This is a genomic window from Duganella rivi (genome assembly GCF_009857435.1).
Classification (GTDB): domain Bacteria; phylum Pseudomonadota; class Gammaproteobacteria; order Burkholderiales; family Burkholderiaceae_D; genus Rugamonas; species Rugamonas rivi.
In genome coordinates, this window is the sequence record NZ_WWCK01000008.1 from 1 (window position 1) to 23,048 (window position 23,048).

Consider the following 23,048-nt stretch of genomic DNA (forward strand, 5'->3'; position numbering starts at 1 on the left):
GGCGCCCACGGCCGGTTGCCGCCGCGCCACTGCCGCCGGCGAGTGCCGGGCGCGGCTTGCCGGCGCCCATGTGGCTCAATATTTCCATGAGTTTCGCCATTACCCTGCTGGTGTCCTGCTTTGGCAAGGTAGCGCCGTTCTATGTCGCCTACACCCTGCACGCGGCCGAGTGGGGCGCGTACGTGCTGCCGTGCGCTGCGCTGGGCTCGGCCATTTCGCAGCCGGCCTGGACTTGGGTAGTGCTGCGCGCCGGCCGGACGGTGATGCTGGTGGCGGGGGCCGCCCTGCTCAGCGTGGCGGCGGTGTGCTTCTGGCGGTTCGGCGAGGTGCTGCAAGTGGCCGTGCTGGCCGCGTTCTTCATCGGCGCCAGCAGCAGCGGCATGGGCATGACCTTGTGGGCAGCGTTCGCCGGCATGGTGGCTAGCCACCCCGGCATGTCGGCCAGCAAGGCCTACGGCTGGCTGACGGCTGCGCTGAAAGTTGCGCTGGCCTGCGGTGGGTTGGGCATTGGTGCGGCGTTGACGCGGCTGGACTACCGCGCGGCGGCCGGCGGACTGGTTGAGCTGATGAGCTTGCCCTCCGCCGTGGCCGGCCTGCTCATCATGCTGGGCCTGTTGCTAGGCCGGGCCGGCCGCTTCCGGCACGGTTAGCCGAAGAACAGGCGCTGCATCGGCATGGCGGCCGCGCCGATGGCCACCGCGTGCTCGTCGACCTGGGCCAACACCAACCTCGGCTGCGGCGGGAACTGGCCCCAGCGCGAACCCGGCGAAGGAATGACCAGGCGCTCCAGCAGGGCCGTCCCGATTGATGGTGGCAACCTGCCGCCAAGGACGATGATCTCGGGGTCGATAATACTGGTGAGCAGGCCCGCCAGCATCGAGAACGGCTGGACTGCCTGCTCCAGCCAGCGATCCACGCCGGGCCAGCCGGCATCGATGACCTGAACCATATCCTCCACGGTTGCAAATACGTGGCCCTGTTCGGCCACGCAGGCGCGCAGCAAGTCCAGGTTGGGGTAGTCGGCGTTGGCCAGCGCCCACACCCCGCCGAATTCGCCCGCGTTGCCATGGTGGCCCCGGAACGGCTGGCCGTTGACAATGATGCCGCCGCCGAAGCCATTGGTCAGGTGCAGGTAGGCGAAATTGGCGCTGTTGCGGCCGATACCGAACAAGCTTTCGCCGATGGCCGCAGCGGTGGCGTCGTTGTCCAGCATGACCGGCAACCGCATCGCTTCTTCAATGATGGGCTCGATATCCACCAGCGCCCAGTCTTTCAGCGACTGCGGCGGATTGATCATGCCACCTTGGTTGACGAAAAAGCCGGAGATGCCCAGCCCGATGCCGGCCAGGCGGGTGGCTTGCGGTACCTCGTGCAACAACTCGGACTTGAACTGCACCAGCTTGTCGAGCACGGCCTGGCGCGACATGTCCGGCATGGCCGCGCTGCGCACGCCGCGCACGCGGCCGATAAAGTCCATCAGCACCAGCGATAGCACGTCGCCCAGCATGGCAATGCCGAATGAGAAGGTATAGTCGGGGTTCAGCGTGACATTGGCGCTGGGGTTGCCCGGGCCTTCTGCGGCACGGCTGCTGAGCACGACCATCCCTTCCTTCAGGAAGCTTTGCATCAGCCGCACCACGGTGGGCTGGGAAAAATCCGAATGGCGCACGATCGCAGCCTGGCTGATGCAGCCCGACTTGATCAGCAGCCGCAGCACGTGGCGGCCGTTGGCGCTGACACAAGGGAGCTGGAGCCGATCCAGCCATTGCGCGTATTCGGTTGGTCTTGACATTACTCGCCGGGTTAGCGGATGACCGATTCCAGCGCGTACAGGTCGGCCGGGTTTTCGCGTTTGCGTACCAAGTGGAGGACGTCGCCGTCGACAATCACTTCGGCGGCGCGGCCGCGGGTGTTGTAGTTGGAGGCCATGGTCATGCCGTAGGCGCCCGCCGTGTGCATGACCAGCAGGTCGCCGGCTTCGACTGCCAGCGTGCGGTCGCGTGCCAGCCAGTCGCCCGATTCGCAGATCGGGCCGACGATGTCGTAAGCCGCAGCAGTCGCCGAGCCTTGCACCACCGGCTGCATATCCATCCAGGCCTGATACAAGGCCGGACGCGCCATGTCGTTCATCGCCGCATCGACGATGCAGAAGTTTTTCTCTTCGCCGTGCTTGATGAATTCCACTTTGGTCAGCAGCACGCCGGTATCGCCCACGATCGAGCGGCCCGGCTCGAAGATCACTTTGATCGGCTTGCCGTTGTGACGCGCAGCGCGCCAGGCATCAATCTTGGCGAACAGGCGGCCCAGGTAGTCGCCCACCGGCACCGGCGCCGATTCGCCTGCCTCACGGTAATCGATACCAATGCCGCCGCCGATGTCCAGGTGGTGCAATTCGATGCCTTCCGCACCCAGCTGGTCGATCAGCTCGATCAGGCGGTCCAGCGCCTCCAGCAGCGGCGCATCGTCCAGTAGCTGCGAGCCGATGTGGCAGTCAATGCCCGACACTTCCAGGTGCGGCAGCTTGGCCGCAGTGCGGTAAGTCTCCAGCGCATCCGAGAACGCCACGCCGAACTTGTTGGCTTTCAGGCCAGTCGCAATGTACGGGTGGGTCTTGGCATCCACGTTCGGGTTCACGCGCAGCGAGATGCGCGCTTTTTTGCCCATCGAACCGGCCACTTCGTTCAGGCGATGCAGTTCAGGAATCGATTCAACGTTGAAGCACAGGATGTCGTGCGACAGCGCCAGACGCATTTCTTCCACGCTCTTGCCCACGCCCGAGAAGATCACCTTACGCGGATCGCCGCCCGCCGCCAGCACGCGCAGCAGTTCGCCGCCCGAGACGATGTCGAAACCGGCGCCCTGGCGCGCCAGCAAGTCGAGGATGGCCAGGTTCGAGTTGGCCTTCATGGCGTAGCACACCAGCGCGTCGCGGCCCTTGCAGGCGTCGGCGTAGGAGGCGAAGTTGTTCAGCAGCGCGGCCTTGGAGTAGACGTAGGTCGGCGTGCCGAATTGTTCAGCGATGGCGCTCAGCGAGGCGCCTTCGGCGTGCAGCACGCCGTCTTTGTACGAAAATTGGGACATGGATTAGTTATTGTTGAGGAGCAGCGGGTTCAGAAGTCGTAACAGGGGCCGGGCTGCTCTTGGCAGGCTTGGACACTGGTGGCTTGGGCAGGTACAGCGGGCCGGGTTGGCCGCAGCCGCTCAGCAATACGCCGAGGATAATCAAACGGATGGAGGACTTCACGATAAAATCACGGTTTATTTGAGATCAGATACTGGAGTGTAGCATGGGCGAATCAGAATTCTTGGCGCAGGCCGAAGCCGCATTGGATGCCATCGAGGCCGCGTTGGATCGTTTGAACGATGAAGACGTGGTCGACGTCGAGTGCAGCCGCAGCGGCAACGTGCTGGAAGTCGAGTTCCTCGACAACGGCAGCAAGATCATCATCAACAGCCAGGCGGCGATGAAGGAGCTGTGGGTAGCTTCCCGCTCGGGCGGCTACCACTACAAGCAAATCGACGGCCAATGGATCAACGGCCGAGACAACACCGAGTTGTACGCCTCGCTGTCCGAGATGGTCTCGGCGCAAGGCGGCGCCCCGGTGGTGCTCAAGCCTGCTTAAGGCCTAGAACAGCTCGTTCTTCACGGCGTCCTTGGCCTTTTCCTCGGCCGGGGTGCCGTGCCCCGGCGCGTCGAGGTTGTTGACCCCGGCGCCCGGCGGATTCTCCGCATAGAAGTACTCATCTCCCACCAGCATCACGCCTTCCGGCACCGCCCGTTCCTCGATCGGGATGTTTTTCAGCGCCTTTTGCATGTAGCCGATCCAGATCGGCAGCGCCAGGCCGCCGCCGGTTTCGCGGTTGCCGAGGTTCTTCGGCTGGTCGTAGCCGATCCACGCAATGCCCACCAGCTTGGCCTGGTAGCCGGCAAACCACGCGTCGATCGAATCATTGGTGGTGCCGGTCTTGCCGGCGATGTCGCGGCGGCCCAGCACATTGGCCTTGGCCGCCGTGCCGAAGCGCACCACGTCCTTGAGCATGGAGTCCATCAGGAAGGCGTTGCGCTCGTCGATCACGCGGTTTTTCTCGTCGCCGGCCAGGTCCGGGTGCGCCTGCGACAGGATCTTGCCGTCCGCATCGGTGACCTTGGAAATCAGGTAAGGGCTGACCTTGTAGCCGCCGTTGGCAAACACCGCGTAGGCGCCGGCCATTTGCAGCGGCGTCACGTTGCCCGCGCCCAGCGCCAGGGTCAGGTAGGGCGGATTCTTGTCGGCGTCAAAGCCGAAGCGGGTCGAGTATTCCTGTCCGTACTTGGCGCCGATGCGGTGCAGGATGCGGATCGAGATCATGTTCTTGGACTTGGTCAGGCCCTTGCGCATGGTCATCGGGCCTTCGTACTTGCCGTCGTAGTTCTTCGGTTCCCACGCCTGGCCACCGGTCTGGCCGGCGTCGAACGAGATCGGCGCGTCATTGATGACAGTGGCCGGCGACAGGCCGCGCTCCAGCGAGGCCGAGTAGATAAATGGCTTGAACGATGAGCCCGGCTGGCGCCACGCCTGCGTCACGTGGTTGAACTTGTTGCGGTTGTAGTCGAAGCCGCCGACCATGGCCTTGATCGCGCCGTCGGTGGTGCTGGCCGCCACGAAGGCCGATTCGATTTCCGGCATCTGCGCCACTTCCCAGTCTTTGCCTTCTTGCAGCACGCGGATCACCGCGCCGCGACGGATGCGCTTGTTCGGCGGATTTTTATCCGACAGCCACGAGCGGCCCATTTCCAGGCCGGCGCCGGCAATCTTGATTTCTTCGCCCGAGGCGGTCACGGCTGTAATCAGCTGCGGCGTGGCGCTCATGACCACGGCGGCGATGATGTCGTCGTTGTCCGGGTGCTCGGCCAGCACGGTCTCGATGGCGTCGTCCGCTTCTTCCTTGTTGGCCGGGATGTCGATGTAGGCTTCCGGGCCGCGATAGGCGTGGCGGCGCTCGTAGTCCATCACGCCCTTGCGCAAGGCGAGGTAGGCGGCGTCCTGGTCGGCCTTGGTGATGGTGGTGAATACGTTCAGGCCGCGGGTGTAGGTGTCTTCCTTGAATTGCTCGTACACCAGCTGGCGCGCCAGTTCGGCCACGTACTCGGCGTGCACGCCGAATTCGCTGCTGTCGGTTTTCACCTTGAGTTCTTCGGCCTTGGCGGTTTCAAACTGCTTGTCGCTGATGTAGCCCAGCTCATGCATGCGCTGCAGGATGTACTGCTGGCGTGTACGCGCGCGCTTTGGATTGACTACCGGGTTGTAGGCCGACGGCGCTTTCGGCAAGCCGGCCAGCATGGCCGCTTCGGCAATGCTAATGTCGCGCAGATTTTTGCCGAAATAAATTTGTGCGGCGGACGAGAAACCGTAAGCGCGCTGGCCCAGGTAAATCTGGTTCATGTAGACCTCGAGAATCTGGTCTTTGCTCAGGTTCTTTTCGATCTTCCACGCCAGCAGCATCTCGTAGACCTTGCGCTTGATGGTCTGTTCGCTGGACAGGAAGAAGTTGCGCGCCACCTGCTGGGTGATGGTCGAAGCACCCTGACGGCCGCCGCCACCGACCGCGTTGTGCACGGCCGCGCGCAGGATGCCGGTGTAGTCGACGCCGCCGTGTTCGTAGAAGCGGTCGTCCTCGATCGCCAGCACGGCTTTTTTCATCACATCAGGGATGTCCTTGATGCGCACCAGGTTGCGGCGCTCTTCGCCGAACTCGCCGATCAGCACGTTATCGGCGGAGAAGATCCGCAGCGGCATTTTCGGGCGGTAGTCGGTCAGCGTGTCGAGCTCGGGCAGGTTGGGGTAGGCCATCGCCAGCCCGAATACCACCAGCAGCACGCCGGTCAGGCCGAGGCCGGCAATGGAGAGGCCGGCCATCCAGAGAAAGCGGGAACCTTTGCCCGATTTTTTCTCGGGAGCAGTCGATGGTGGAGTCGTGTTATCGGAAGAGGCCATGCAGTGTGATCTTTTCGGTTAATTGTGCGAGCCATTATAAGCGAGCGCCGCACCGTACCCTACGGCAGGAATATTTCCGCGTGACCAACAAAACAACTCAGTTGTTTTGTTGCTTACGAATCAAAAAATAAGTGTGGCGAAACCCTCACACAAAGGCAATTGTGCACAGTAGAAATACCTTTACACTTAAATAGGGTCGATTTAATGTACAGGCTGATATAGGCCTTCTAACCGCTGGTTTTCAAACGAGTTTCCTTTTATGCAAACAGTTCGACAGCATGTTCGGATGTACTGCAGGGTGGGCGTCAGCCATGGCGCCGGAGGACTCGTATGATCGATATCAAGGCCCTGCTGGGCCAGGGCAGCCCGCCGCTGGTGGGCATCGACATCAGCACCTCAAGCGTGCGCTTGGTGGAATTGGCACAGGGCGCCAAGGGCGAGATCCGGCTGGAGCGCTACGCCGCCGAACCGCTGCCGCGCAACGCCGTCACCGACGGCAATATCGAAAACATGGATCAGGTGGTGGAAGCCGTACGCCGGGTCTGGAAGAAAAGCGGCACCCGTGCGCGCCATGCTGCGCTCGGCATGCCGCCTGCTTCCGTCATCACCAAGAAAATTATTTTGCCGGCCGGGCTGCCGGAAGACCAGCTGGAAGTGCAGGTCGAATCTGAAGCCAGCCAGTACATTCCGTTTGCGCTCGATGAAGTCAGCCTCGACTTCGACGTGATCGGCCCGGCCGCCAATTCGGCCGACGACATCGAAGTCATGCTGGCCGCCTCGCGCCGCGAGAAAGTCGAAGACCGGGTGGCGATTGCCGAAGCCTCGGGCCTTAAAGCGACCGTGATGGATATTGAATCCTACGCCGCCCGTTCTGCGCTGGATCGCGTCACCGCGCAGCTGCCGGAAGGCGGCGCCGGCCAAATCATCGCGCTGTTCCAGATCGGCGCACAGGTCACGCATATTTCCGTCATGCTGGATGGCGTTACCGTCTACGAGCGCGAGCAGCCGTTTGGCGGCAACACGCTGACGCAAGACATCGTGCGCAGCTACGGGCTGTCGTTCGACGAAGCCGAGGCGCGCAAGAAAACCGGCGACCTGCCCGATAACTACCACGCCGAACTGCTCACGCCTTTCCTCGAAAGCGCCGCGCTGGAAGTGACGCGCGCGATTCAATTCTTCTACACCTCCACGCCTTACACCCGCGTTGATCAGCTATTCCTGGCAGGCGGCTGCGCGTTGATTCCCGGCTTGCTGGAACTGGTGGCCAGCCGCACGCGCATTTCCAGCGCCGTGATTTCGCCGTTCAAGGGCATGCAGCTCGGGCCGTCGGTGCGCGAGTCGCAACTGCGGCTGGACGCGCCGGCCTACCTGGTCGCCTGCGGCCTCGCGCTGCGGAGGTTCGACTGATGATACGAATCAACCTGCTGCCCCACCGCGAGGAAAAGCGCAAGCAGAAGAAGGCCGCCTTCTTCGCCATGCTGGCGCTGGGCGGTGTGGTGGGCGTGGGCATTGTGCTGCTGGTCGGCGGCTACAACGCGCGCGCCATCTCGATACAGGATCAGCGCAATCAAGTGCTGAAGACAGCGATTGTCGGCCTCGATAAAAAGATCGCCGAGATCGCCACCCTGAAGCAGGAGATTGAAGCGCTGAAAGCGCGCCAGCAAGCAGTAGAGGATTTGCAGGGCGACCGTAACCAGCCGGTGTACTTGCTCGATGAATTGGTCAAGCAGACGCCGCCCGGCGTCTATCTGAAAGGCTTCAAGCAGGATGGCCAGCGGGTGTCGGTCAATGGTTACGCACAGTCGCAGGAGCGGGTGTCCGAGTTCTTGCGCAATCTGGCCGGCGAGTCGCCGTGGCTGGAGAAGCCTGATCTGGTCGAGGTGAAGTCCACCGGGCTGGGGCAGGGCAAGACCGCCAAGAAAGTGGTCGAGTTCAATCTCAACGTCAAGATCAAGCGCCCGCGCGACAAGGACAAGCCGGAAGAGGGCGCCAAGGGCAAAGCGCCGGCGGCGGGGGGGAAATAATGGCCAAGGCTAATATCAACCTCAACCTGCTGTTCGCGCAGTTCACCGACCAGTTCCGCGACCTCAATGGCCGCCATCCTGGTCAATGGCCGCTGGCGCCGCGCATCCTGTGCGCCGTGGGCGTGACGGCGGCCGTGTGCGTGGCCGGCTACTTCGGCTACTGGAGCTCGCAGTTCGAAGAACAGGAAGCCGGCGCGCAGATCGAAGCCAAGCTGCGCGACGAGTACAAATTCAAAACCGCGCAAGCGATCAACCTCGACGCGCTGCGCGCGCAAAAAGCGCAGGTCGACCAATACGTCGACCGCCTGCAGAAGCAGTTGCCGAGCAAGGCCGAGATGGCCGCGCTGCTGACCGACATCAACCAGGCCGGCTCCGGCCGCGGCCTGCAATTCGAGCTGTTCAAGCCGCAGCAGGAAGTCGTCAAGGACTACTACGCCGAGGTGCCGATCGACATCAAGATCACTGGCAACTACCATGACGTCGGCGCCTTCACCGGCGACATCGCCAACCTGCCGCGCATCGTCACGCTCAACAACCTCGCGCTGACCTCCGGCAAGGACGGCGTGCTGACGCTGGAAGCGGTGGCCAAGACCTTCCGCTACCTCGACCCGGACGAAGTGGCCGCGCAGCGCAAAGCCGCCGCTGAAAAGAAAAAGGCGGCGAAAAAATCATGAAGACGCTGACCATTTCCGTGCTGATGTCATGCCTCTTGCTGGCCGGCTGCGGCGACAGCGATGTGCAGGAAGTGCGCACCTGGATGAAGCAGGTCGACGCCCAAACCAAGGTGCAAGTGCCGCCGCTGGCCGAACCGAAAACCTTCATTCCCTACGCTTACGCTCGCAAAGACGAGCTCGATCCTTTCAATCCGAACAAGCTGCTGGCTGAACTGGCCAAGCAAGCCGCGCAGGGCGGCGCCAACGGTCTCAAGCCTGACACCGCGCGCCGCAAGGAACTGCTGGAAACCTACCCGCTCGACACCATCAAAATGGTCGGCACCATCGAGAAGAAAGGCGTGATCTACGCCGTGCTGCAAGTCGACCGCGCCGTGCACCAAGTGGTGGTGGGCCAGCACCTGGGCCAGAACTATGGCCGCATCACCAGCATTGACGAGAGCACCGTCAACCTCAAGGAAATCGTCCAGGACGCCACAGGCGACTGGGTCGAGCGCATGTCCAAGTTGGAACTGCAGGAAAGCAAGGAGAACACCAAATGATCGCTCATCACACGGCCTGGCGCGCCTTGGCCGCCGCCACTTGGGCGCTGGCCTTGCAATTCGCTTGCGTCGCCCACGCGCAGGAATCGGCTAACGCCATCGAATCGATTACCGCCAACCAGCAGGGCGCCAACGTCATCGTCAAGATCGCGCTGAAGAATGCGCCGGACAAGCTGCCGATTAACTTTGCCATCACCAACCCGCCGCGCATTGCGCTGGATTTCGGCGCCACCGTCAACGCCACCGGCAAGACCGTGCAGGAACTCAACCAGGGTGATCTGCGCGGTGTGAATGTGGTGCAGGCCGGCGAGCGCTCGCGCTTGGTCTTCAATCTGAAACGCACGCTCAACTACGCCACTGCGATTGACGGTAAATCGGTGATCCTGACCATCGACGGTTCCGGCGGTGTTGCCACGGCGGTGGATGCCACCGGCCTGCCAGCCGCCAAGCCCGCCGCACCAGCCGGCAAGCAAGTGTTGCGTGATCTCGACTTCCGCCGTGGCGCGAATGGCGAGGGCCGCATTGTGGTCGATCTGCCTAACAACCAAGTCGCCGTCGATGTGCGCCAGACGCCAACCGGCGTGGTGGTCGATTTCCTCAAAACCGGCGTGCCGGAAAATCTGCGCCGCCGTTTGGATGTGGGCGACTTCGGCACGCCAGTGTCGCTAGTCACCACCGTGCCGCAAGGCGAGAACACGCGCTTGACCATTGAGGCGCGCGGCCTGTGGGAGCAAACCGTTTACCAAAGCGATACCCAGCTGGTGGTGGACGTGAAGCCGATCAAGGAAGATCCAAACAAGCTGACTCAAGGATCGCAAGGCTATCGCGGCGAGAAGCTGTCCTTCAATTTCCAAAACGTGGAAGTGCGCGCCGCCCTGCAAGCGATTGCTGATATCTCCGGCCTCAACATCATCACCAGCGACAGCGTGGCAGGCAATCTGACCTTGCGTTTAAAAGAGGTGCCGTGGGATCAAGCGCTGGACGTGATCCTGCAAGCCAAGAGTCTCGACATGCGCAAGAACGGCTCGGTCATTTGGATCGCGCCGAAAGAGGAATTGCTGACCAAGGAAAAACTGGAGCTGGAGCAGAAAGCCCAGATCGCCGATCTGGAGCCGCTGAAATCTGAAATCTTCCAGCTCAACTATCAAAAGGCTGAAGCCTTTAAAAACGTCTTCGGACTCGAAGGCGGGGATACCAAGAACCGCATTCTGTCCAAACGCGGCAGCGCCATCATCGAGCCGCGCACCAACCAATTGTTCGTGACCGACATCGCCTCCAAGCTGGAAGACGTGCGCCGTTTGATCGCCAAGACTGACGTCGCCACCAAGCAAGTGTTGATTGAAGCCCGCATCGTTGAAGCCAGCGATACCTTCACCCGCAACCTCGGCGCCAAGCTCGGCTTTGCCGATATGCGCACCATCCGTGGCGGTGATTCCGGCTACCAGATCGGCAACAGCAACACCCGCATCGGCATCGGTGGCAATTTGACCGGCGTCGGCGAAACCACTGGCCAGGTCAAAATCACCGATAGCAGTTTCAACAACACCCAATTCATCAACCTGCCAGCCTCCAACATCAACGGCGCGCAGGCCGGCAGTTTGGCGGTGAGCTTGTTCTCGTCGGCCGCCAACCGCTTCCTCAACCTGGAACTGTCGGCGCTGGAAGAAGATGGCACCGGCAAAATCATCTCCAGCCCGCGCGTGATCACTGCCGATAAATCGGTGGCGCTGATCGAGCAAGGTATCGAACTCCCGTATCAAGTGGCGACCAGCAGCGGCGCTACCTCCATCATGTTCCGCAAGGCCAACCTGCGCCTCGAAGTGACGCCGCAGATCACGCCGGACGGCAATGTCGTTATCGACGTTGACGTCAACAAGGACAGCGTGGGTCAAGAGACCCGTTCCGGCTTCGCCATCGACACCAAGCACGTCAAGACCCAGGTCATGGTCGACAACGGCGGCACCGTGGTGTTGGGCGGCATCTACCAGCAAACCGAGCGCAGCACCACCGACAAGGTACCGCTGCTGGGCGACGTGCCTGTGCTGGGCTATCTGTTCCGCAGCAACACCCGCACCAACGACAAGACGGAGCTGCTGGTGTTTATCACGCCGAAGATTGTGGCCGAACGCCTGTCTTCAGCGCGATAGTTTGATTCACATAGAATGGGATGAATGTTTCATGAAAAAGTACACTGCATGGCTGAGTGCGCTGGTGTGTGCCGGCTTGTTATCCGCGTGCGGCGGCGGCGGCGGATCGCCCGGCACCAATAGTAACGGCGTGGCGCCGTCGAAAGCGGCCAGCGTCACGCTGACGGCGACCGCGACCACCATCGCCTCGTCCGGCCTCGACGGCACGGAAGTGACGCTGACGGCCATCGTCAAGGATTCCGGCGGCAATGCGCTGTCCAATGAAACGGTGAGCTTCAACGCCACCTCCGGCACCATCAGCAACACCAACCGCCTGACCAATACCTCGGGGCAGGTGGTGGAAAAGCTCAGCGTCAAGGGTGACTCCTCGCTGCGCACCATCACGATTACCGCCAGCGCCGGCTCGGCCACTTCGGCGCCGATCAAGATCGACGTGGTGAACGCGGTGCCGACCCTGACCCTGACCACCGATTCCGGCACCTTGGCCTCGGCCGGCACCGCCGGTAACGAAGTCATCGTCACCGCGCTGGTGCGCGACGCCAACAACAGCGTCATGCCGAACGTGAACGTGGATCTGAAAACCGATTCCGGCAGCCTGTCGCTGACCACCCGCACCACCAACGCGCAAGGTATCGTTACCGAGAAGCTCGGTACGGGCGGCGATTCGACCTCGCGCGCGATCAAGATCACGGCGACTGTGCCGGGCGCTACGCCGGCCACCGCGATCGTCAACGTGGTCGGCAACAGGCTGACCATCAATGCCGCGCCGACCATCAACGTTGGCTCGTCGGCGGACGTGACCGTCAAGCTGGTGGACTCGGCCGGCAACGCGCTGGTCGGCAAGCCGGTGACTTACACCTCCAACGCCAACACGCTGAGCGTCAAGGGCGGCGGCTCGGCGGTGACCAATGCCGGCGGCCAGCTGGTGCTGACCTACGCGGCCAGCGGCGGCACGGCCGACGTGATTACCGTGAAGTCGATGGGCGAACTGGCGTCGACCAGCATTGCCATCAATTCTTCCACCTTCGCGGTCAAGGCGCTGGACGGCGCCGGCAACGTGCAAAGCTCGGCCGCCATTGGCGGTTGCCAGCTGGTGGCGGTCACCAATGCACCGGGCAGCAGTGTGACCATCAGCAGCTCGCGCGGCACAGTCTACGGCGATGCCGCTTGCAGCACACCGCTGAGCGGGGCAGTGGCACTGTCCGGCGGTGCAGCCTCGGCCTACCTCAACGCCACCAGCCCGGGCGTGGCGACCATTACCGCCAACGCCGGCGGCCAGACTACCCAGACCGACCTCGAATTCACCGCACCGGTGACGGCGCTGACCACCATCTCCGTACAGGCCGACCCGGCCGTGGTGGGCGTCAACACGGCCGGCAGCACCAGCCAGCAAGCCACGCTGCGCGCCATCGTGCGCGACGGCACGGCGCAGAACAACCTGGTCAAGGGCGCCACCGTTGCCTTCTCCATCATCAGCGACCCGAGCGGCGGTTCGCTGACCCAGCCGGCGGTGGTTACCACCGGCGCGGACGGCACGGCCACTACCAGCTTCATCGCCGGCACCTCGGCCACCGCGCTGAACGGCGTGCAAATCCAGGCCAAGCTGATCGGCGGCTCCGGCCCGACCGCCATCGCCCGGCTGACGGTGTCGCAGAAATCGCTGTTCATCAGCGCCGGCACCGGCAACACGGTCGGCGTGCCGAGCAGCGCGACCTACCAGATGGATTACGCGGTGATCGTCACCGATGCCGCCGGCAATGCGGTGCCGGGCATCAAGCTGACCGCCTCGGTACTGCCGGTGGCGTACTTCAAGGGCGTGCTGCAATACACCGCGCCGACCGGCCCGTGGGAGCCGGCCACCCGTACCCAGTGCGCCAATGAGGATGTCAACAACAACGGCATCCTCGATGCCGGCGAGGACACCAACGCCAACGGCACGCTGGAACCGGGCATCCCGGTCACTGTCACGCCGAGCGTCACCACCGACGCTACCGGCCGCGCCACGGTGTCGCTGGTCTACCCGCGCGACCGCGTCTACTGGCTCGATGTGAACCTGACGATCCGCGGCCAGGCCAGCGGCACTGAGTCCAGCTACACCTCTCTGGTACACTTGATGGGATTAGGCACAGATTACGCTACCCAGACGATCAGCCCGCCGGGCCGCATCAGTCCTTACGGGTTCTCTACGCTGTGCAGCAACCCCTTATAAACCTTGGATGTTGAATGCAGAATGTGTTTCTAGTCGGCCTGATGGGGGCGGGGAAAACCACCATCGGCCGCATTTTGGCCCGCAAGCTGGGGCTGAAGTTTGTTGACTCAGACCATGAGATCGAGGCGCGCACCGGCGCCTCGATCCCATGGATCTTTGAAATCGAGGGCGAAGCAAGCTTCCGCCGCCGCGAGGCCGACGTCATCCGCGAGCTAACCGGCCAGTCCGGCCTGGTGCTGGCGACCGGCGGCGGCGCCATCCTCAACGCCGACAACCGCGCCTTCCTCAAGGCGCGCGGCACCGTGATCTACCTGCGCGCCTCGGTCAACAGCATCCTGCAGCGCACCGCGCACGACAAGAATCGCCCGCTGCTGCAAACCGCCGACCCGCGCAAAAAGCTGGAAGAGCTGATGCAGGTGCGTGATCCTTTGTACATGGAAATTGCCGATTTGGTCATCGATACCGGCCGTCCTAACGTACAATCGATGGTTCAGACTATTTTGACCCAGATGGACCAGCTCGCTTGCGAAGCCGCGCCCAACTGCGTCACTCACGCCGAACCATCGATGAACGAACAATCCAACATCCTGTTAAACGTAGATTTGGGCGAGCGCAGCTACCCGATTTCGATCGGCCCGTCGCTGCTCAACGACAGCGCGGCGCTGGCACGCCATGTGAATGGCAGCAAAGTTGCCATCGTCAGCAACGAGACCGTCGCGCCGCTGTACCTCGAACGCATCGAGAGTGGCCTGCGCGCCGCCGGCAAGCAAGTCACCACCGTGATCCTGCCGGATGGCGAGGAGCACAAGAACTGGTCTAGCCTGATGGCCATCTTCGACAAGCTGCTGGAAACCAAGGCCGACCGCAAGACCACGCTGATCGCTTTGGGCGGCGGCGTGATCGGCGATCTGACCGGCTACGCGGCGGCCAGCTACATGCGCGGCGTGGACTTCATCCAGGTGCCGACCACCTTGCTGTCGCAGGTCGACTCCTCGGTGGGCGGCAAGACCGGCATCAACCACCCGCTGGGCAAGAATATGATCGGCGCGTTCTACCAGCCGCGTGCGGTGATTGCCGATACCTCGACCCTGGAAACCCTGCCGGCGCGTGAGCTGTCGGCCGGCTTGGCCGAAGTGATCAAGTACGGCGCGGTGATTGACCTGCCGTTCTTCGAGTGGATCGAAGCGAATATCGAAAAGCTGATGGCGCGCGACAAGGGCGCCTTGGCTTACGCAATTGCGCGTTCCTGCGAAATCAAGGCCGACGTGGTGCGCCAAGACGAACGCGAAGGCGGTCTGCGCGCCATCCTGAATTTCGGCCATACCTTCGGCCACGCGATTGAAGCGGGCATGGGCTACGGCGCATGGCTGCACGGCGAGGCGGTCGGCTGCGGCATGGTGATGGCGGCCGATTTGTCGCAGCGCATGGGCCTGATCGATACTGCCACCGTGGAGCGCGTGCGCAAGCTGGTCGCTGCGGCCGGCCTGCCGGTCAAGGCGCCGGATCTCGGCGTGGACAAGTGGCTGGAAGCGATGGAAGTCGACAAGAAGAACGAGGGCGGCGCCATCAAGTTCATCCTGATGAATCCGCTGGGTTCGCCGAAGATCACCAACGCGCCGCGCGAGCTGTTGCTGGCGACGCTGGCCGCCTGCGTGTAAGTTTCTATGCTGCCGGAACAGTTCCTCGCTCCTTACGCTGCCCACTCGGAAGGCGGCGCGGGGCGCTTGTACCCGGAAACGGCGCATGCCTCGCGCAGCCAGTTCCAGCGCGACCGTGACCGCATCATTCACTCCTCGGCTTTCCGCCGCCTGGAGTACAAGACGCAGGTGTTCCTCAACCACGAGGGCGATTTGTTCCGCACCCGGCTGACGCACAGCCTGGAAGTGGCGCAGATCGGCCGTTCGCTGGCGCGCAACCTGCGCTTGAATGAGGACTTGGTCGAAGCGATTTCGCTGGCCCACGATCTCGGCCACACGCCGTTCGGACACGTTGGACAAGACGTGCTTAACGAGTGCATGAAGGATTACGGCGGCTTCGAGCACAACCTGCAAAGCCTGCGTGTGGTCGATGAGCTGGAAGAGCATTACGGCGCGTACAACGGCTTGAATCTGATGTTTGAGACGCGCGAGGGCATCCTCAAGCACTGCTCGCTGAACAATGCGAAGTTGCTGGGGCCGGTGGCGCAGCGCTTCATCGACCGCACCCAGCCGTCGCTGGAAGCGCAACTGACCAATCTCGCGGACGAGATCGCTTACAACAGCCATGACATTGATGACGGCTTGCGCTCGGGCCTGATTACCATTGAACAGCTGGAGCAGGTGGAGTTCTTTGCGCGCCTGTGGCGCGATGTGCAGCAGGCTTTCCCCGGCCTGTCGGGCCGCCGCGCGATTTACGAAACCTTGCGCCGCTTGATTACGGCGCTGGCCGACGATTTGATCGCCACGTCGAGCGCGCGCATTGCCGAGGCTGATCCTCAGCACATTGATGATGTGCGTGCAGCGCCGCCGCTGATCCGTTTCTCCGATGAGATGCGCAAGGACGCAACCGAGCTCAAGCGCTTCTTGTATGCCAATCTCTACCGCCACTACAAGGTTGGCCGCATGCGCGTCAAAGCCAGCCGCATCGTGCGCGAATTGTTCGAGGCCTTCATGGCCGAGCCTGCCTTGCTGCCGCCCGATTACCAGGACAAATCGGGCGACGTCAACAAGGTCGCGCGCAAGATCGCCGACTACATCGCCGGCATGACCGACCGCTACGCCATCCGCGAACACCGCCGCCTGTTCTCGCTAGACGAGCTTTGATCTGCCTCAAGCCATACCGTCATTGCTCAGCTTGACCCGCTCCAGTGCGCAGCGGATTGTGTTGAGCATCGGACTCATGGCTGTAGTGCTTGCGATGATAAGTTATGCGCACTAAGTCTTCAGAACATGCGCTGTTGGGCGGCGTTGCGGTTGCCCAGTAGTTCTAGCAGCAGTTTCTTGACCGGCGCGGGCAGGGCGGCGTTGGCGACGTCGGCGGCGTTGAGCCAGACGTGGCCGGATTCTGCGGCCAGCGTCAAGCGCCGCGACAGCGTGATCCGGTACGGCGCAATGTGCAGCTTGTAGTGCGTGAACACATGTGTCACCGTCGATAAGCGCTCACAGTTTTCCATCTCGCCGAATTTGCTTACCGCGAGCTTCAGCGTATCCTGATCAACTGGCTCCACCTCATCATCTTCCGCCGCCACGTGGCCGTCCAACTCCGGCAAAGACAGCAAGCCGCCCCAGATGCCAGAAGGCGGGCGCTGCTCCAGCAACACCTGATCGCCATCCACCAGCAGCAACATCACCGCGTGCTTCTCCGGCACCGCCTTCTTCGGCTTGCGCACCGGGAGATCCTTGGTGCGGCCGGTGTTAAACGCCACGCAGCGCGGCTGCATCGGACAACGCTCGCACGATGGGCTGCTGCGCGTGCACAGCGTCGCACCCATGTCCATCAGGCCCTGCGTGTAAGCCTCGATGCCTTCCTCCGGCAACAGCGCTTCCGCGCGCCGCCACATGGCTTCCTCGGTCTTCTTCTCGCCCGGATACGTGTCGATGCCAAACACCCGTGCAAACACGCGCTTCACATTGCCGTCCATGATGGCCGCGCGGCGGCCGCTGGAAAACGCCGCAATCGCTGCCGCCGTCGAACGTCCGATGCCCGGCAGCTCCGCTAGCAGCAAAGGATCGGAAGGAAACACGCCGTCATACTCCGCCACCACGCGTTGTGCGCACTTGTGCAGATTGCGCGCCCGCGTGTAGTAGCCCAGGCCGCTCCACTGCGCCATCACGTCCTCCACCGGCGCCGCCGCCAGGTCGCGCAGGGTAGGGAAGCGCTCCAAAAAGCGCGCGTAATAGCCGAGCACGGCCGAGACCTGCGTCTGCTGCAGCATGATCTCCGACAGCCAGACGAGATAGGCATCGCGGGTGTTCTGCCACGGCAGCGTGTGACGGCCATGGACTTTTTGCCAGCCAATCAGATCGGCAGAAAAACTGGGATCGACAAAATTCTCTACTTCTACAACCTTCATTCTTTTCCTAACTATGCCGCAGCGTCCAGCGCCACGAATTCCGCATTGATGGCGATGCTGATCGCACCGGCCAATTCATTAAGACGCGCCTTCTGCGCTTCCAGCTCTTGCTGGCTGCGTTCAAACGCGTCGATCTTCTGTTCCAGGCTGTCGGTCGCACCGTGGATGCGCTGGATCGACGCCAGCCGGTGTTTCAACTGATCCTTGTGCTGGCGGATCTGCGCCTCCAGCGGCGCCATAATCACCTTCAGCCACGCCTCCGCATCATTGTTGGCCGACTTGAAGCAGCCGCGCACGCGCGAAGCGATGGTGTCGAAAAACTTCTCCATCAAGGTCACGCGGCTGGTGGTCAGCAGCGTGGCCGTGCCAAAGGTCTTGGAGTAAATCGTTTCGATGCTGGCCAGCTCATCGCGGTACGGCTCCAGCGAAAACGGCATCGGCAGCGCCAAGGTCAAGCCGTGCTCGCTGGAGAAGCGGCGATACATCACACCCATCATTTCGGTGATTTCCACCGTCTTGAACTCGGCCGCATCCAGGTTGGCGCGCGTGCGTTCAAAGTATCCGCGCACCGCCTCGCGCACACCGGTAAAGAAGCGGCTGCGCTGCATCTCCTCGCGCACCAGCTCGATATCGTCGCGCACGATGTCCATGCCCATGCAGGTGTACAGCTCGGTCGACAGGCGCGTGAACACCGCGCGCGTCGCTTGCAGCTTGAACAGGCTGGCGTCGAATTCCTTCTTCTCGACGTCGATGCGGCGCATCATGTGCGCCACCACGCTCTGGTTCTTGCCGCGCAAGCTCTTCAACTCGTGCAGCTGCTCGACGATGCCGCGGATGCGTCCATTCAGCATGCCCAGCTGCGCCGTGTTCAGCGCCTGCAATTCGTCGCTCAACTGCTTGCGCACGATTTCCTTTTTGGCCGGAATCAGTTCGTTGAACAGCGCGCCTTCCAGTGCGTGCAAGCGGCTGCGCGCCTGCAACTCCACGTCGTGATTGATCTTGCCGACCAGCGCCTTCTGTGCCGACACCGGGAACACTTGCCCCGGCTCCAGCGACAGCACGTGCGCCACGTTGGCTTGCTGGCGTTCGATCTCGGCGTTGACGTCTTCCTCGCTGCGCAGCTCGTCCCACATGCTGTCGATTTTATTCAGCACCACCAGGCGGCCCGCGCCGGCGCCGATGTGATTGCGCCAGACTTCGATATCGCTCTTGGTTACGCCGGTATCGGCGGCCAGGATGAACAGCACTGCATGCGCATTCGGGATCAAATTCAGCGTCAGCTCCGGCTCGGTGCCTATCGCGTTCAAGCCCGGCGTATCGAGGATCACCAGGCCCTGCTTCAACAGCGGATGCGGGAAGTTGATGATGGCGTGCCGCCAGTGCGAAATCTCCACCTGCCCATGCTCGTCCAGCGTAGCCGGCATGTCGGGATCGTCTTCGTCATACAGGCCGTAGCGCTTGGCCTCTTCTACTGGCACGTAGCGCGTCTTGCTAACTTGTTTGAAAGCCTCCTGCATCTCCGCGCCGGCATCGAGATTCAGTGGCAGCACAGTCCACGCGGCCGGCTGTTCGCGGTAATCGCTGGTGGACAGATTATCGGCCCGCGTCTCGATCGGCAGCAAGCGGATCGATGGCGGGAAGGCAGGATCCCACAGCAGCTCGGTCGGGCACATGGTGGTGCGGCCGGCCGCCGACGGCAGGATGCGCTGGCCGTATTCGGCAAAGAAAATCGCGTTAATCAGCTCCGACTTCCCGCGTGAAAACTCGGCCACGAAGGCCACCGACAGCTTGTCGTCCTCCAGGCGCGCCAGGTTGCGCACGATGCGTTGCTCGGTGGCGGCATCGGTCAGGGATGCGCCGGCTACCCACGCCTGGTAGTTTTTCAGCGCGCTGACGACGCCTTGCCGCCACGCGCTGTACTGTTCAAAATCCCTGACCATCATCTGCCCTTCACAGCGGGTTACACCGGATAAATTGTAGTTGACGCTTACAAGGTGTGCTGCTTCCTTGCACCCCTAACGAAAGGGTCTGACCCCGTACGGGGTCAGACCCTGACGCCAACGGTGTGCGGGTCGGATTGGTGCCGCGCGCTTTTACGGCCATGCTCCGACAACTCATTTCTGACAATTGACGCAATAGAACGTGGAACGCTGGCCCTGCTTGATCTGGCGCACCGGCGCCGCGCACACGCGGCAAGGCACACCAGCCCGATCATAGACGAAATACGTCTGCTGGAAATATCCTGACTGCCCATTCACTGCAATAAAATCGCGCAGCGTACTGCCGCCCTGCACGATGGCCTCGGCCAAGATCTCGCGCACCGCCTGCGCCAGCTTCTCGTAGCGCGTCAGGCTGATGCGGCGCGCCGGCAGCTTGGGATTGATCCCGGCCCGGAACAAGCTTTCAGACGCGTAGATATTGCCCACGCCGACCACGATATCGCCCGCCAGCAGCACCTGCTTGACCGGCGCGCTGCGCTGCCGGGTTTGATCGTACAACAATTTGCCGCTGAAGCCCGATTCCAGCGGCTCCACGCCCAGCCCGCGCAGCAGCAGGTGGTGTTCCAGCTCGCCGTCGGCGGCGTCATGCCACAGCACCGCGCCAAAGCGGCGCGGGTCTTTCATGCGCAGTACGTGGCGGCCCTCTGGGCTTTCCACCTCGAGGTCGAAATGGTCGTGCTTTTCCGGCGCGATGCCGGGCGCCAGCACCCGCAAGTGACCGGACATGCCGAGATGGATAATCAGCGTGCCATGCTCGAAATGCACCAGCAAATACTTGCCGCGGCGGCCGGTGCTCAGCACCCGGCGGCCGATCAGCAGCTGCGGCAGATCAGGCGGGAAGGGCCAGCGCAGGCCGTCGCGGCGCAGCACCACGTCGCGCACGATACGGCCTTCGATATGGGGCGCAACGCCGCGCCGGGTGACTTCAACTTCTGGTAATTCAGGCATCGGTGTGGCTCTGACGGAATATTTGGTTACACTAGTCAAACTCCGCGCTTGATGCGAACGGCGTAAAATCTGACTGACTTTGTGACTTGCCAGGATTTCTCTTGAAAAACGCTTTCGCCATTGTAACTCTCTCTGCCTTGATGTCCGCTTGCGCCGTGGCGCCGCAGAAGCCGGCCGAGCCTGCCGCCCCAGCGCCTGCCGCCCCGGAGGAGGCAGCGCCGGCAGTGGCCGAAGCACCGGCCCCGGCGCCGGAAGTATTGCCAAATAACGAGCTGACCGGCGACCTGCTGTATCGCATTACCAAGGCGGAACTGGAATTCAAGTCAGGCCAGTGGCAAGGCCCGTACATCACCATGATGTCGCTGGCGCAGCAAACCCGCGATCCGCGCCTGGCGCGCCGCGCTGCTGAAATCGCCTTGACCGCCAAGCAGACCGGCGAGGCGCTGTCCGCCGTGCGCCTGTGGCGCACCCTGGCCCCGGATTCGGACGAGGCGACCCAGTACTTCCTCGGCTTTGCCGTGGTGGCCGACAATCTCGACGAGGCCGAAGCGGTGTTCGAGCAGCGCTTGAAAAACGCCAAACCGGAAGCGCGCCCGCTGCTGATGTTCCAGATGCAGCAATATCTGCTGCGCGCCAAGGATAAAGTAGCCGCCTACAAGCTGGAAGAACGGGTACTGATGCCGTACGACGGCATGCTGGAAACTCACCTGATCCTGGCGCAGGGCGCGTTCGCGCTCAACGACGTGGCGCGCGCCCGCGAAGAAGCCGGCAAGGCGCTGGCCATCAAGCCGGACTCCGAGCTGGCCATCCTGACCACGGCGCAAGTGTCGAACGATCTCGAGGCCGCCACCAAGCTGCTGACCGGCTTCCTGCAAAAGTACCCGAACGCGCGCGAAGTGCGCGCCGCCTACGCCCGCATCCTGGTCGACAACAAGCAATTCGACGAGGCCCGCAAACAATTCCTGCTGCTGTTGAAAGACCAGCCGGACAACATCGCCACACTGTACGCACTGGGCGTGATGGGCATGCAGAACAACGACCTGCCGGAAGCGGAAAAATATTTCAGCCGCTTTGTCGCCGCGCTGGAGGAACATCCGAACGACGAGCGCGATCCGTCCAAGGCCTTGCTGATCCTGTCGCAGATTGCCGAGCAGCGCAACGATCTGGACGCGGCTTACAACTGGCTGGAGAAGGTCGATGGCAGCGATGAAAAAGTCTACCTCGCGGCGCGCATGAAAATGGCGGTGCTGCTGGCGCGCAAGGGCCAGGTTGATCAAGGCCGCCAGTTGCTGGCCGAACTGAAACCGAGTGAAGCAGCCGACCAGGCGCAAGTATTCCAAACCGATGCGCAATTGCTGCGCGACGCCGGCGACCATCGCGCTGCCTACGTGGTGCTGAACAACGCCCTCAAGCGCTTCCCGGACAACCCCGACCTGATTTACGATTTCGCGCTGGTGGCGGAAAAAGTCGGCGAGGTGGAGTTGATGGAAAAGCTGCTGCGCCAAGTGATGATTGCCGCGCCCGACAACCAGCACGCCTACAACGCGCTGGGCTACTCGCTGGCCGAGCGCAACGAGCGCCTGCCGGAAGCCTACACGCTGATCGACAAGGCCATGCAGATGGCGCCGGGCGACCCGTTCATCATGGACAGCATGGGCTGGGTGCAGTTCCGCATGGGGAATTTGACCGAGGCGGAAGGCTTCCTGCGCCGCGCCTATGCCTTGCGCAGCGATCCCGAAATTGCCGTGCACCTGGGCGAGGTGCTGTTCGCCAAGGGCGACCTCGATGGTGCGCAAAAAATGTGGAAGGAAGCGCACAGCAAGGATCCGAAAAACGACGCGCTGCGCAGCACGCTGGCGCGCCTCAACCAAAGCCTGAAATGATGCGACCACTCTTGATAGCCCTGACCGCAGCCACGCTGGCTGGCTGCGCCGTCACGCCATCGGCGCCGCGCTCCACCGCCGCTGTGGCGCCGTACCGCGACAGCGTTGAACTGGCGGGACGTATCGCCATCAACTACAGCCGCGACGGCAAGAAAGAATCGCTGAACGGCAAGTTTGTTTGGCAGCAGAGCAAGGCCAATACCGACGTCAGCCTGATTTCGCCGACCGGCCAGACCGTGGCCGTCATCAACGTCACGCCGTCTTCGGCCACGCTGAAGGAAAGCGGCAAGCAAGCGCTGACCGCGCCAGACCTCGATACGCTGACTCAGAAAACGCTGGGCTGGACTTTGCCGGTGTCCGGCCTGCGCGACTGGCTGCAAGGCTACGCCACCGCCAGCGACGGCAAGCGCTTCGTCGCTACGCCGGCCAACGACAACGTCATCACGCGCGACGGCTGGAAGCTGGAGTACGTGAGCTGGCAGGATGAAAATGCGGCCGTGCCGCAGCCCAAGCGCATCGACGTCACCCGCATCGCCTTGGGGCAGGCGGTGGACGATATGGCGATCCGCATCGTCATTGATCCTGTTGCGCAGTAAAA

19 protein-coding genes are annotated in these 23,048 nt (G+C 62.5%); 12 read left to right on the plus strand and 7 right to left on the minus strand.

Annotated features, from left to right (window positions below; all coding sequences use genetic code 11):
* A partial coding sequence (locus tag GTP45_RS24940) for an MFS transporter (RefSeq protein WP_161016586.1) occupies window positions 1-650 on the plus strand: 650 nt, incomplete at its 5' end.
* Here GTP45_RS24940 and GTP45_RS24945 read toward each other — a convergent pair.
* Genes GTP45_RS24945 through lptM form a run of 3 tightly spaced genes read right to left on the minus strand, consistent with a single transcriptional unit; the run spans window position 647 to window position 3,244 of the window.
* Window positions 647-1,792, minus strand: coding sequence for an ROK family protein (locus GTP45_RS24945; RefSeq protein WP_161016587.1), 1,146 nt, complete (start codon window positions 1,790-1,792; stop codon window positions 647-649). The genes GTP45_RS24940 and GTP45_RS24945 overlap by 4 nt on opposite strands.
* Before the next feature lie 11 nt (window positions 1,793-1,803).
* The gene (gene lysA / locus GTP45_RS24950; protein ID WP_161016588.1) at window positions 1,804-3,081 is read right to left on the minus strand and encodes a diaminopimelate decarboxylase; all 1,278 of its coding nucleotides are present in this window, start codon (window positions 3,079-3,081) and stop codon (window positions 1,804-1,806) included.
* 7 nt (window positions 3,082-3,088) lie between these two features.
* A complete protein-coding gene (gene lptM, locus GTP45_RS24955; protein ID WP_161016589.1) occupies window positions 3,089-3,244 on the minus strand; it encodes an LPS translocon maturation chaperone LptM in 156 nt (51 codons plus the stop codon).
* Between the two features lie 43 nt (window positions 3,245-3,287).
* On the opposite strand from lptM, the gene cyaY reads away from it, so the two are divergent.
* Window positions 3,288-3,623 (plus strand): iron donor protein CyaY, encoded by a 336-nt coding sequence (gene cyaY, locus GTP45_RS24960; protein ID WP_161016590.1) that lies wholly within the window; start codon window positions 3,288-3,290, stop codon window positions 3,621-3,623.
* Between the two features lie 3 nt (window positions 3,624-3,626).
* Here the strand turns inward: cyaY and GTP45_RS24965 are convergent, their stop codons facing one another.
* A complete protein-coding gene (locus GTP45_RS24965) occupies window positions 3,627-5,975 on the minus strand; it encodes a penicillin-binding protein 1A (protein WP_161016591.1) in 2,349 nt (782 codons plus the stop codon).
* A gap of 330 nt (window positions 5,976-6,305) precedes the next feature.
* Between GTP45_RS24965 and GTP45_RS24970 the strand changes: the two genes are divergently transcribed.
* From GTP45_RS24970 to GTP45_RS25005, 8 genes are read left to right on the plus strand one after another with little or no spacing between them, the layout of a single operon-like run.
* Window positions 6,306-7,382 carry a pilus assembly protein PilM gene (locus tag GTP45_RS24970; protein ID WP_161016592.1) on the plus strand — a complete coding sequence of 359 codons (1,077 nt, stop codon included), beginning with the start codon at window positions 6,306-6,308 and terminating at the stop codon, window positions 7,380-7,382.
* A complete protein-coding gene (locus GTP45_RS24975; RefSeq protein ID WP_161016593.1) occupies window positions 7,382-7,999 on the plus strand; it encodes a PilN domain-containing protein in 618 nt (205 codons plus the stop codon). Before GTP45_RS24970 ends, GTP45_RS24975 begins: the two co-directional genes overlap by 1 nt.
* Window positions 7,999-8,673: a type IV pilus inner membrane component PilO gene (locus GTP45_RS24980; RefSeq protein ID WP_161016594.1), complete on the plus strand. Its 675-nt coding sequence runs from the start codon at window positions 7,999-8,001 to the stop codon at window positions 8,671-8,673. Before GTP45_RS24975 ends, GTP45_RS24980 begins: the two co-directional genes overlap by 1 nt.
* Entirely contained in the window at window positions 8,670-9,212 is a 543-nt protein-coding gene (locus GTP45_RS24985; protein ID WP_161016595.1) for a pilus assembly protein PilP, read from the plus strand. Before GTP45_RS24980 ends, GTP45_RS24985 begins: the two co-directional genes overlap by 4 nt.
* Entirely contained in the window at window positions 9,209-11,359 is a 2,151-nt protein-coding gene (locus tag GTP45_RS24990) for a type IV pilus secretin PilQ (RefSeq protein WP_161016596.1), read from the plus strand. Before GTP45_RS24985 ends, GTP45_RS24990 begins: the two co-directional genes overlap by 4 nt.
* 31 nt (window positions 11,360-11,390) lie before the next feature.
* A complete protein-coding gene (locus GTP45_RS24995) occupies window positions 11,391-13,568 on the plus strand; it encodes a beta strand repeat-containing protein (protein WP_161016597.1) in 2,178 nt (725 codons plus the stop codon).
* Window positions 13,569-13,582: 14 nt separating this feature from the next.
* Window positions 13,583-15,226, plus strand: coding sequence for a bifunctional shikimate kinase/3-dehydroquinate synthase AroKB (aroKB, locus tag GTP45_RS25000; RefSeq protein WP_161016598.1), 1,644 nt, complete (start codon window positions 13,583-13,585; stop codon window positions 15,224-15,226).
* A 6-nt stretch (window positions 15,227-15,232) separates the two neighbouring features.
* A complete protein-coding gene (locus GTP45_RS25005; protein WP_161016599.1) occupies window positions 15,233-16,369 on the plus strand; it encodes a deoxyguanosinetriphosphate triphosphohydrolase in 1,137 nt (378 codons plus the stop codon).
* A 119-nt stretch (window positions 16,370-16,488) separates the two neighbouring features.
* Here GTP45_RS25005 and mutY read toward each other — a convergent pair whose 3' ends face one another.
* The 3 genes from mutY to mutM all read right to left on the minus strand — a co-directional run bounded on the left by mutY (window position 16,489) and on the right by mutM (window position 20,567).
* On the minus strand, window positions 16,489-17,619 hold the full coding sequence (mutY, locus tag GTP45_RS25010; protein ID WP_161016600.1) for an A/G-specific adenine glycosylase: 1,131 nt from the start codon (window positions 17,617-17,619) through the stop codon (window positions 16,489-16,491).
* 11 nt (window positions 17,620-17,630) lie between these two features.
* Entirely contained in the window at window positions 17,631-19,559 is a 1,929-nt protein-coding gene (locus GTP45_RS25015; RefSeq protein WP_161016813.1) for a dynamin family protein, read from the minus strand.
* A 174-nt stretch (window positions 19,560-19,733) separates the two neighbouring features.
* Complete coding sequence (gene mutM, locus GTP45_RS25020) at window positions 19,734-20,567, minus strand: bifunctional DNA-formamidopyrimidine glycosylase/DNA-(apurinic or apyrimidinic site) lyase (protein ID WP_161016601.1); 834 nt, start codon at window positions 20,565-20,567, stop codon at window positions 19,734-19,736.
* Between the two features lie 101 nt (window positions 20,568-20,668).
* Between mutM and GTP45_RS25025 the strand changes: the two genes are divergently transcribed.
* Window positions 20,669-22,450 (plus strand): tetratricopeptide repeat protein, encoded by a 1,782-nt coding sequence (locus tag GTP45_RS25025; protein ID WP_229258637.1) that lies wholly within the window; start codon window positions 20,669-20,671, stop codon window positions 22,448-22,450.
* The gene (gene lolB, locus GTP45_RS25030; protein ID WP_161016602.1) at window positions 22,447-23,046 is read left to right on the plus strand and encodes a lipoprotein insertase outer membrane protein LolB; all 600 of its coding nucleotides are present in this window, start codon (window positions 22,447-22,449) and stop codon (window positions 23,044-23,046) included. The genes GTP45_RS25025 and lolB overlap by 4 nt, the downstream gene beginning before the upstream one ends.
* The last annotated feature ends 2 nt before the right edge of the window (window positions 23,047-23,048 follow it).

Coding starts and splice junctions, on each gene's coding strand:
- GTP45_RS24945 (WP_161016587.1), bottom strand. CDS start 1,792: ATGTCAAGACCAACCGAATACGCGCAATGGCTGGATCGGCTCCAGCTC.
- lysA (WP_161016588.1), bottom strand. CDS start 3,081: ATGTCCCAATTTTCGTACAAAGACGGCGTGCTGCACGCCGAAGGCGCC.
- cyaY (WP_161016590.1), top strand. CDS start 3,288: ATGGGCGAATCAGAATTCTTGGCGCAGGCCGAAGCCGCATTGGATGCC.
- GTP45_RS24965 (WP_161016591.1), bottom strand. CDS start 5,975: ATGGCCTCTTCCGATAACACGACTCCACCATCGACTGCTCCCGAGAAA.
- GTP45_RS24970 (WP_161016592.1), top strand. CDS start 6,306: ATGATCGATATCAAGGCCCTGCTGGGCCAGGGCAGCCCGCCGCTGGTG.
- GTP45_RS24975 (WP_161016593.1), top strand. CDS start 7,382: ATGATACGAATCAACCTGCTGCCCCACCGCGAGGAAAAGCGCAAGCAG.
- GTP45_RS24980 (WP_161016594.1), top strand. CDS start 7,999: ATGGCCAAGGCTAATATCAACCTCAACCTGCTGTTCGCGCAGTTCACC.
- GTP45_RS24985 (WP_161016595.1), top strand. CDS start 8,670: ATGAAGACGCTGACCATTTCCGTGCTGATGTCATGCCTCTTGCTGGCC.
- GTP45_RS24990 (WP_161016596.1), top strand. CDS start 9,209: ATGATCGCTCATCACACGGCCTGGCGCGCCTTGGCCGCCGCCACTTGG.
- GTP45_RS24995 (WP_161016597.1), top strand. CDS start 11,391: ATGAAAAAGTACACTGCATGGCTGAGTGCGCTGGTGTGTGCCGGCTTG.
- aroKB (WP_161016598.1), top strand. CDS start 13,583: ATGCAGAATGTGTTTCTAGTCGGCCTGATGGGGGCGGGGAAAACCACC.
- GTP45_RS25005 (WP_161016599.1), top strand. CDS start 15,233: ATGCTGCCGGAACAGTTCCTCGCTCCTTACGCTGCCCACTCGGAAGGC.
- mutY (WP_161016600.1), bottom strand. CDS start 17,619: ATGAAGGTTGTAGAAGTAGAGAATTTTGTCGATCCCAGTTTTTCTGCC.
- GTP45_RS25015 (WP_161016813.1), bottom strand. CDS start 19,559: ATGGTCAGGGATTTTGAACAGTACAGCGCGTGGCGGCAAGGCGTCGTC.
- mutM (WP_161016601.1), bottom strand. CDS start 20,567: ATGCCTGAATTACCAGAAGTTGAAGTCACCCGGCGCGGCGTTGCGCCC.
- lolB (WP_161016602.1), top strand. CDS start 22,447: ATGATGCGACCACTCTTGATAGCCCTGACCGCAGCCACGCTGGCTGGC.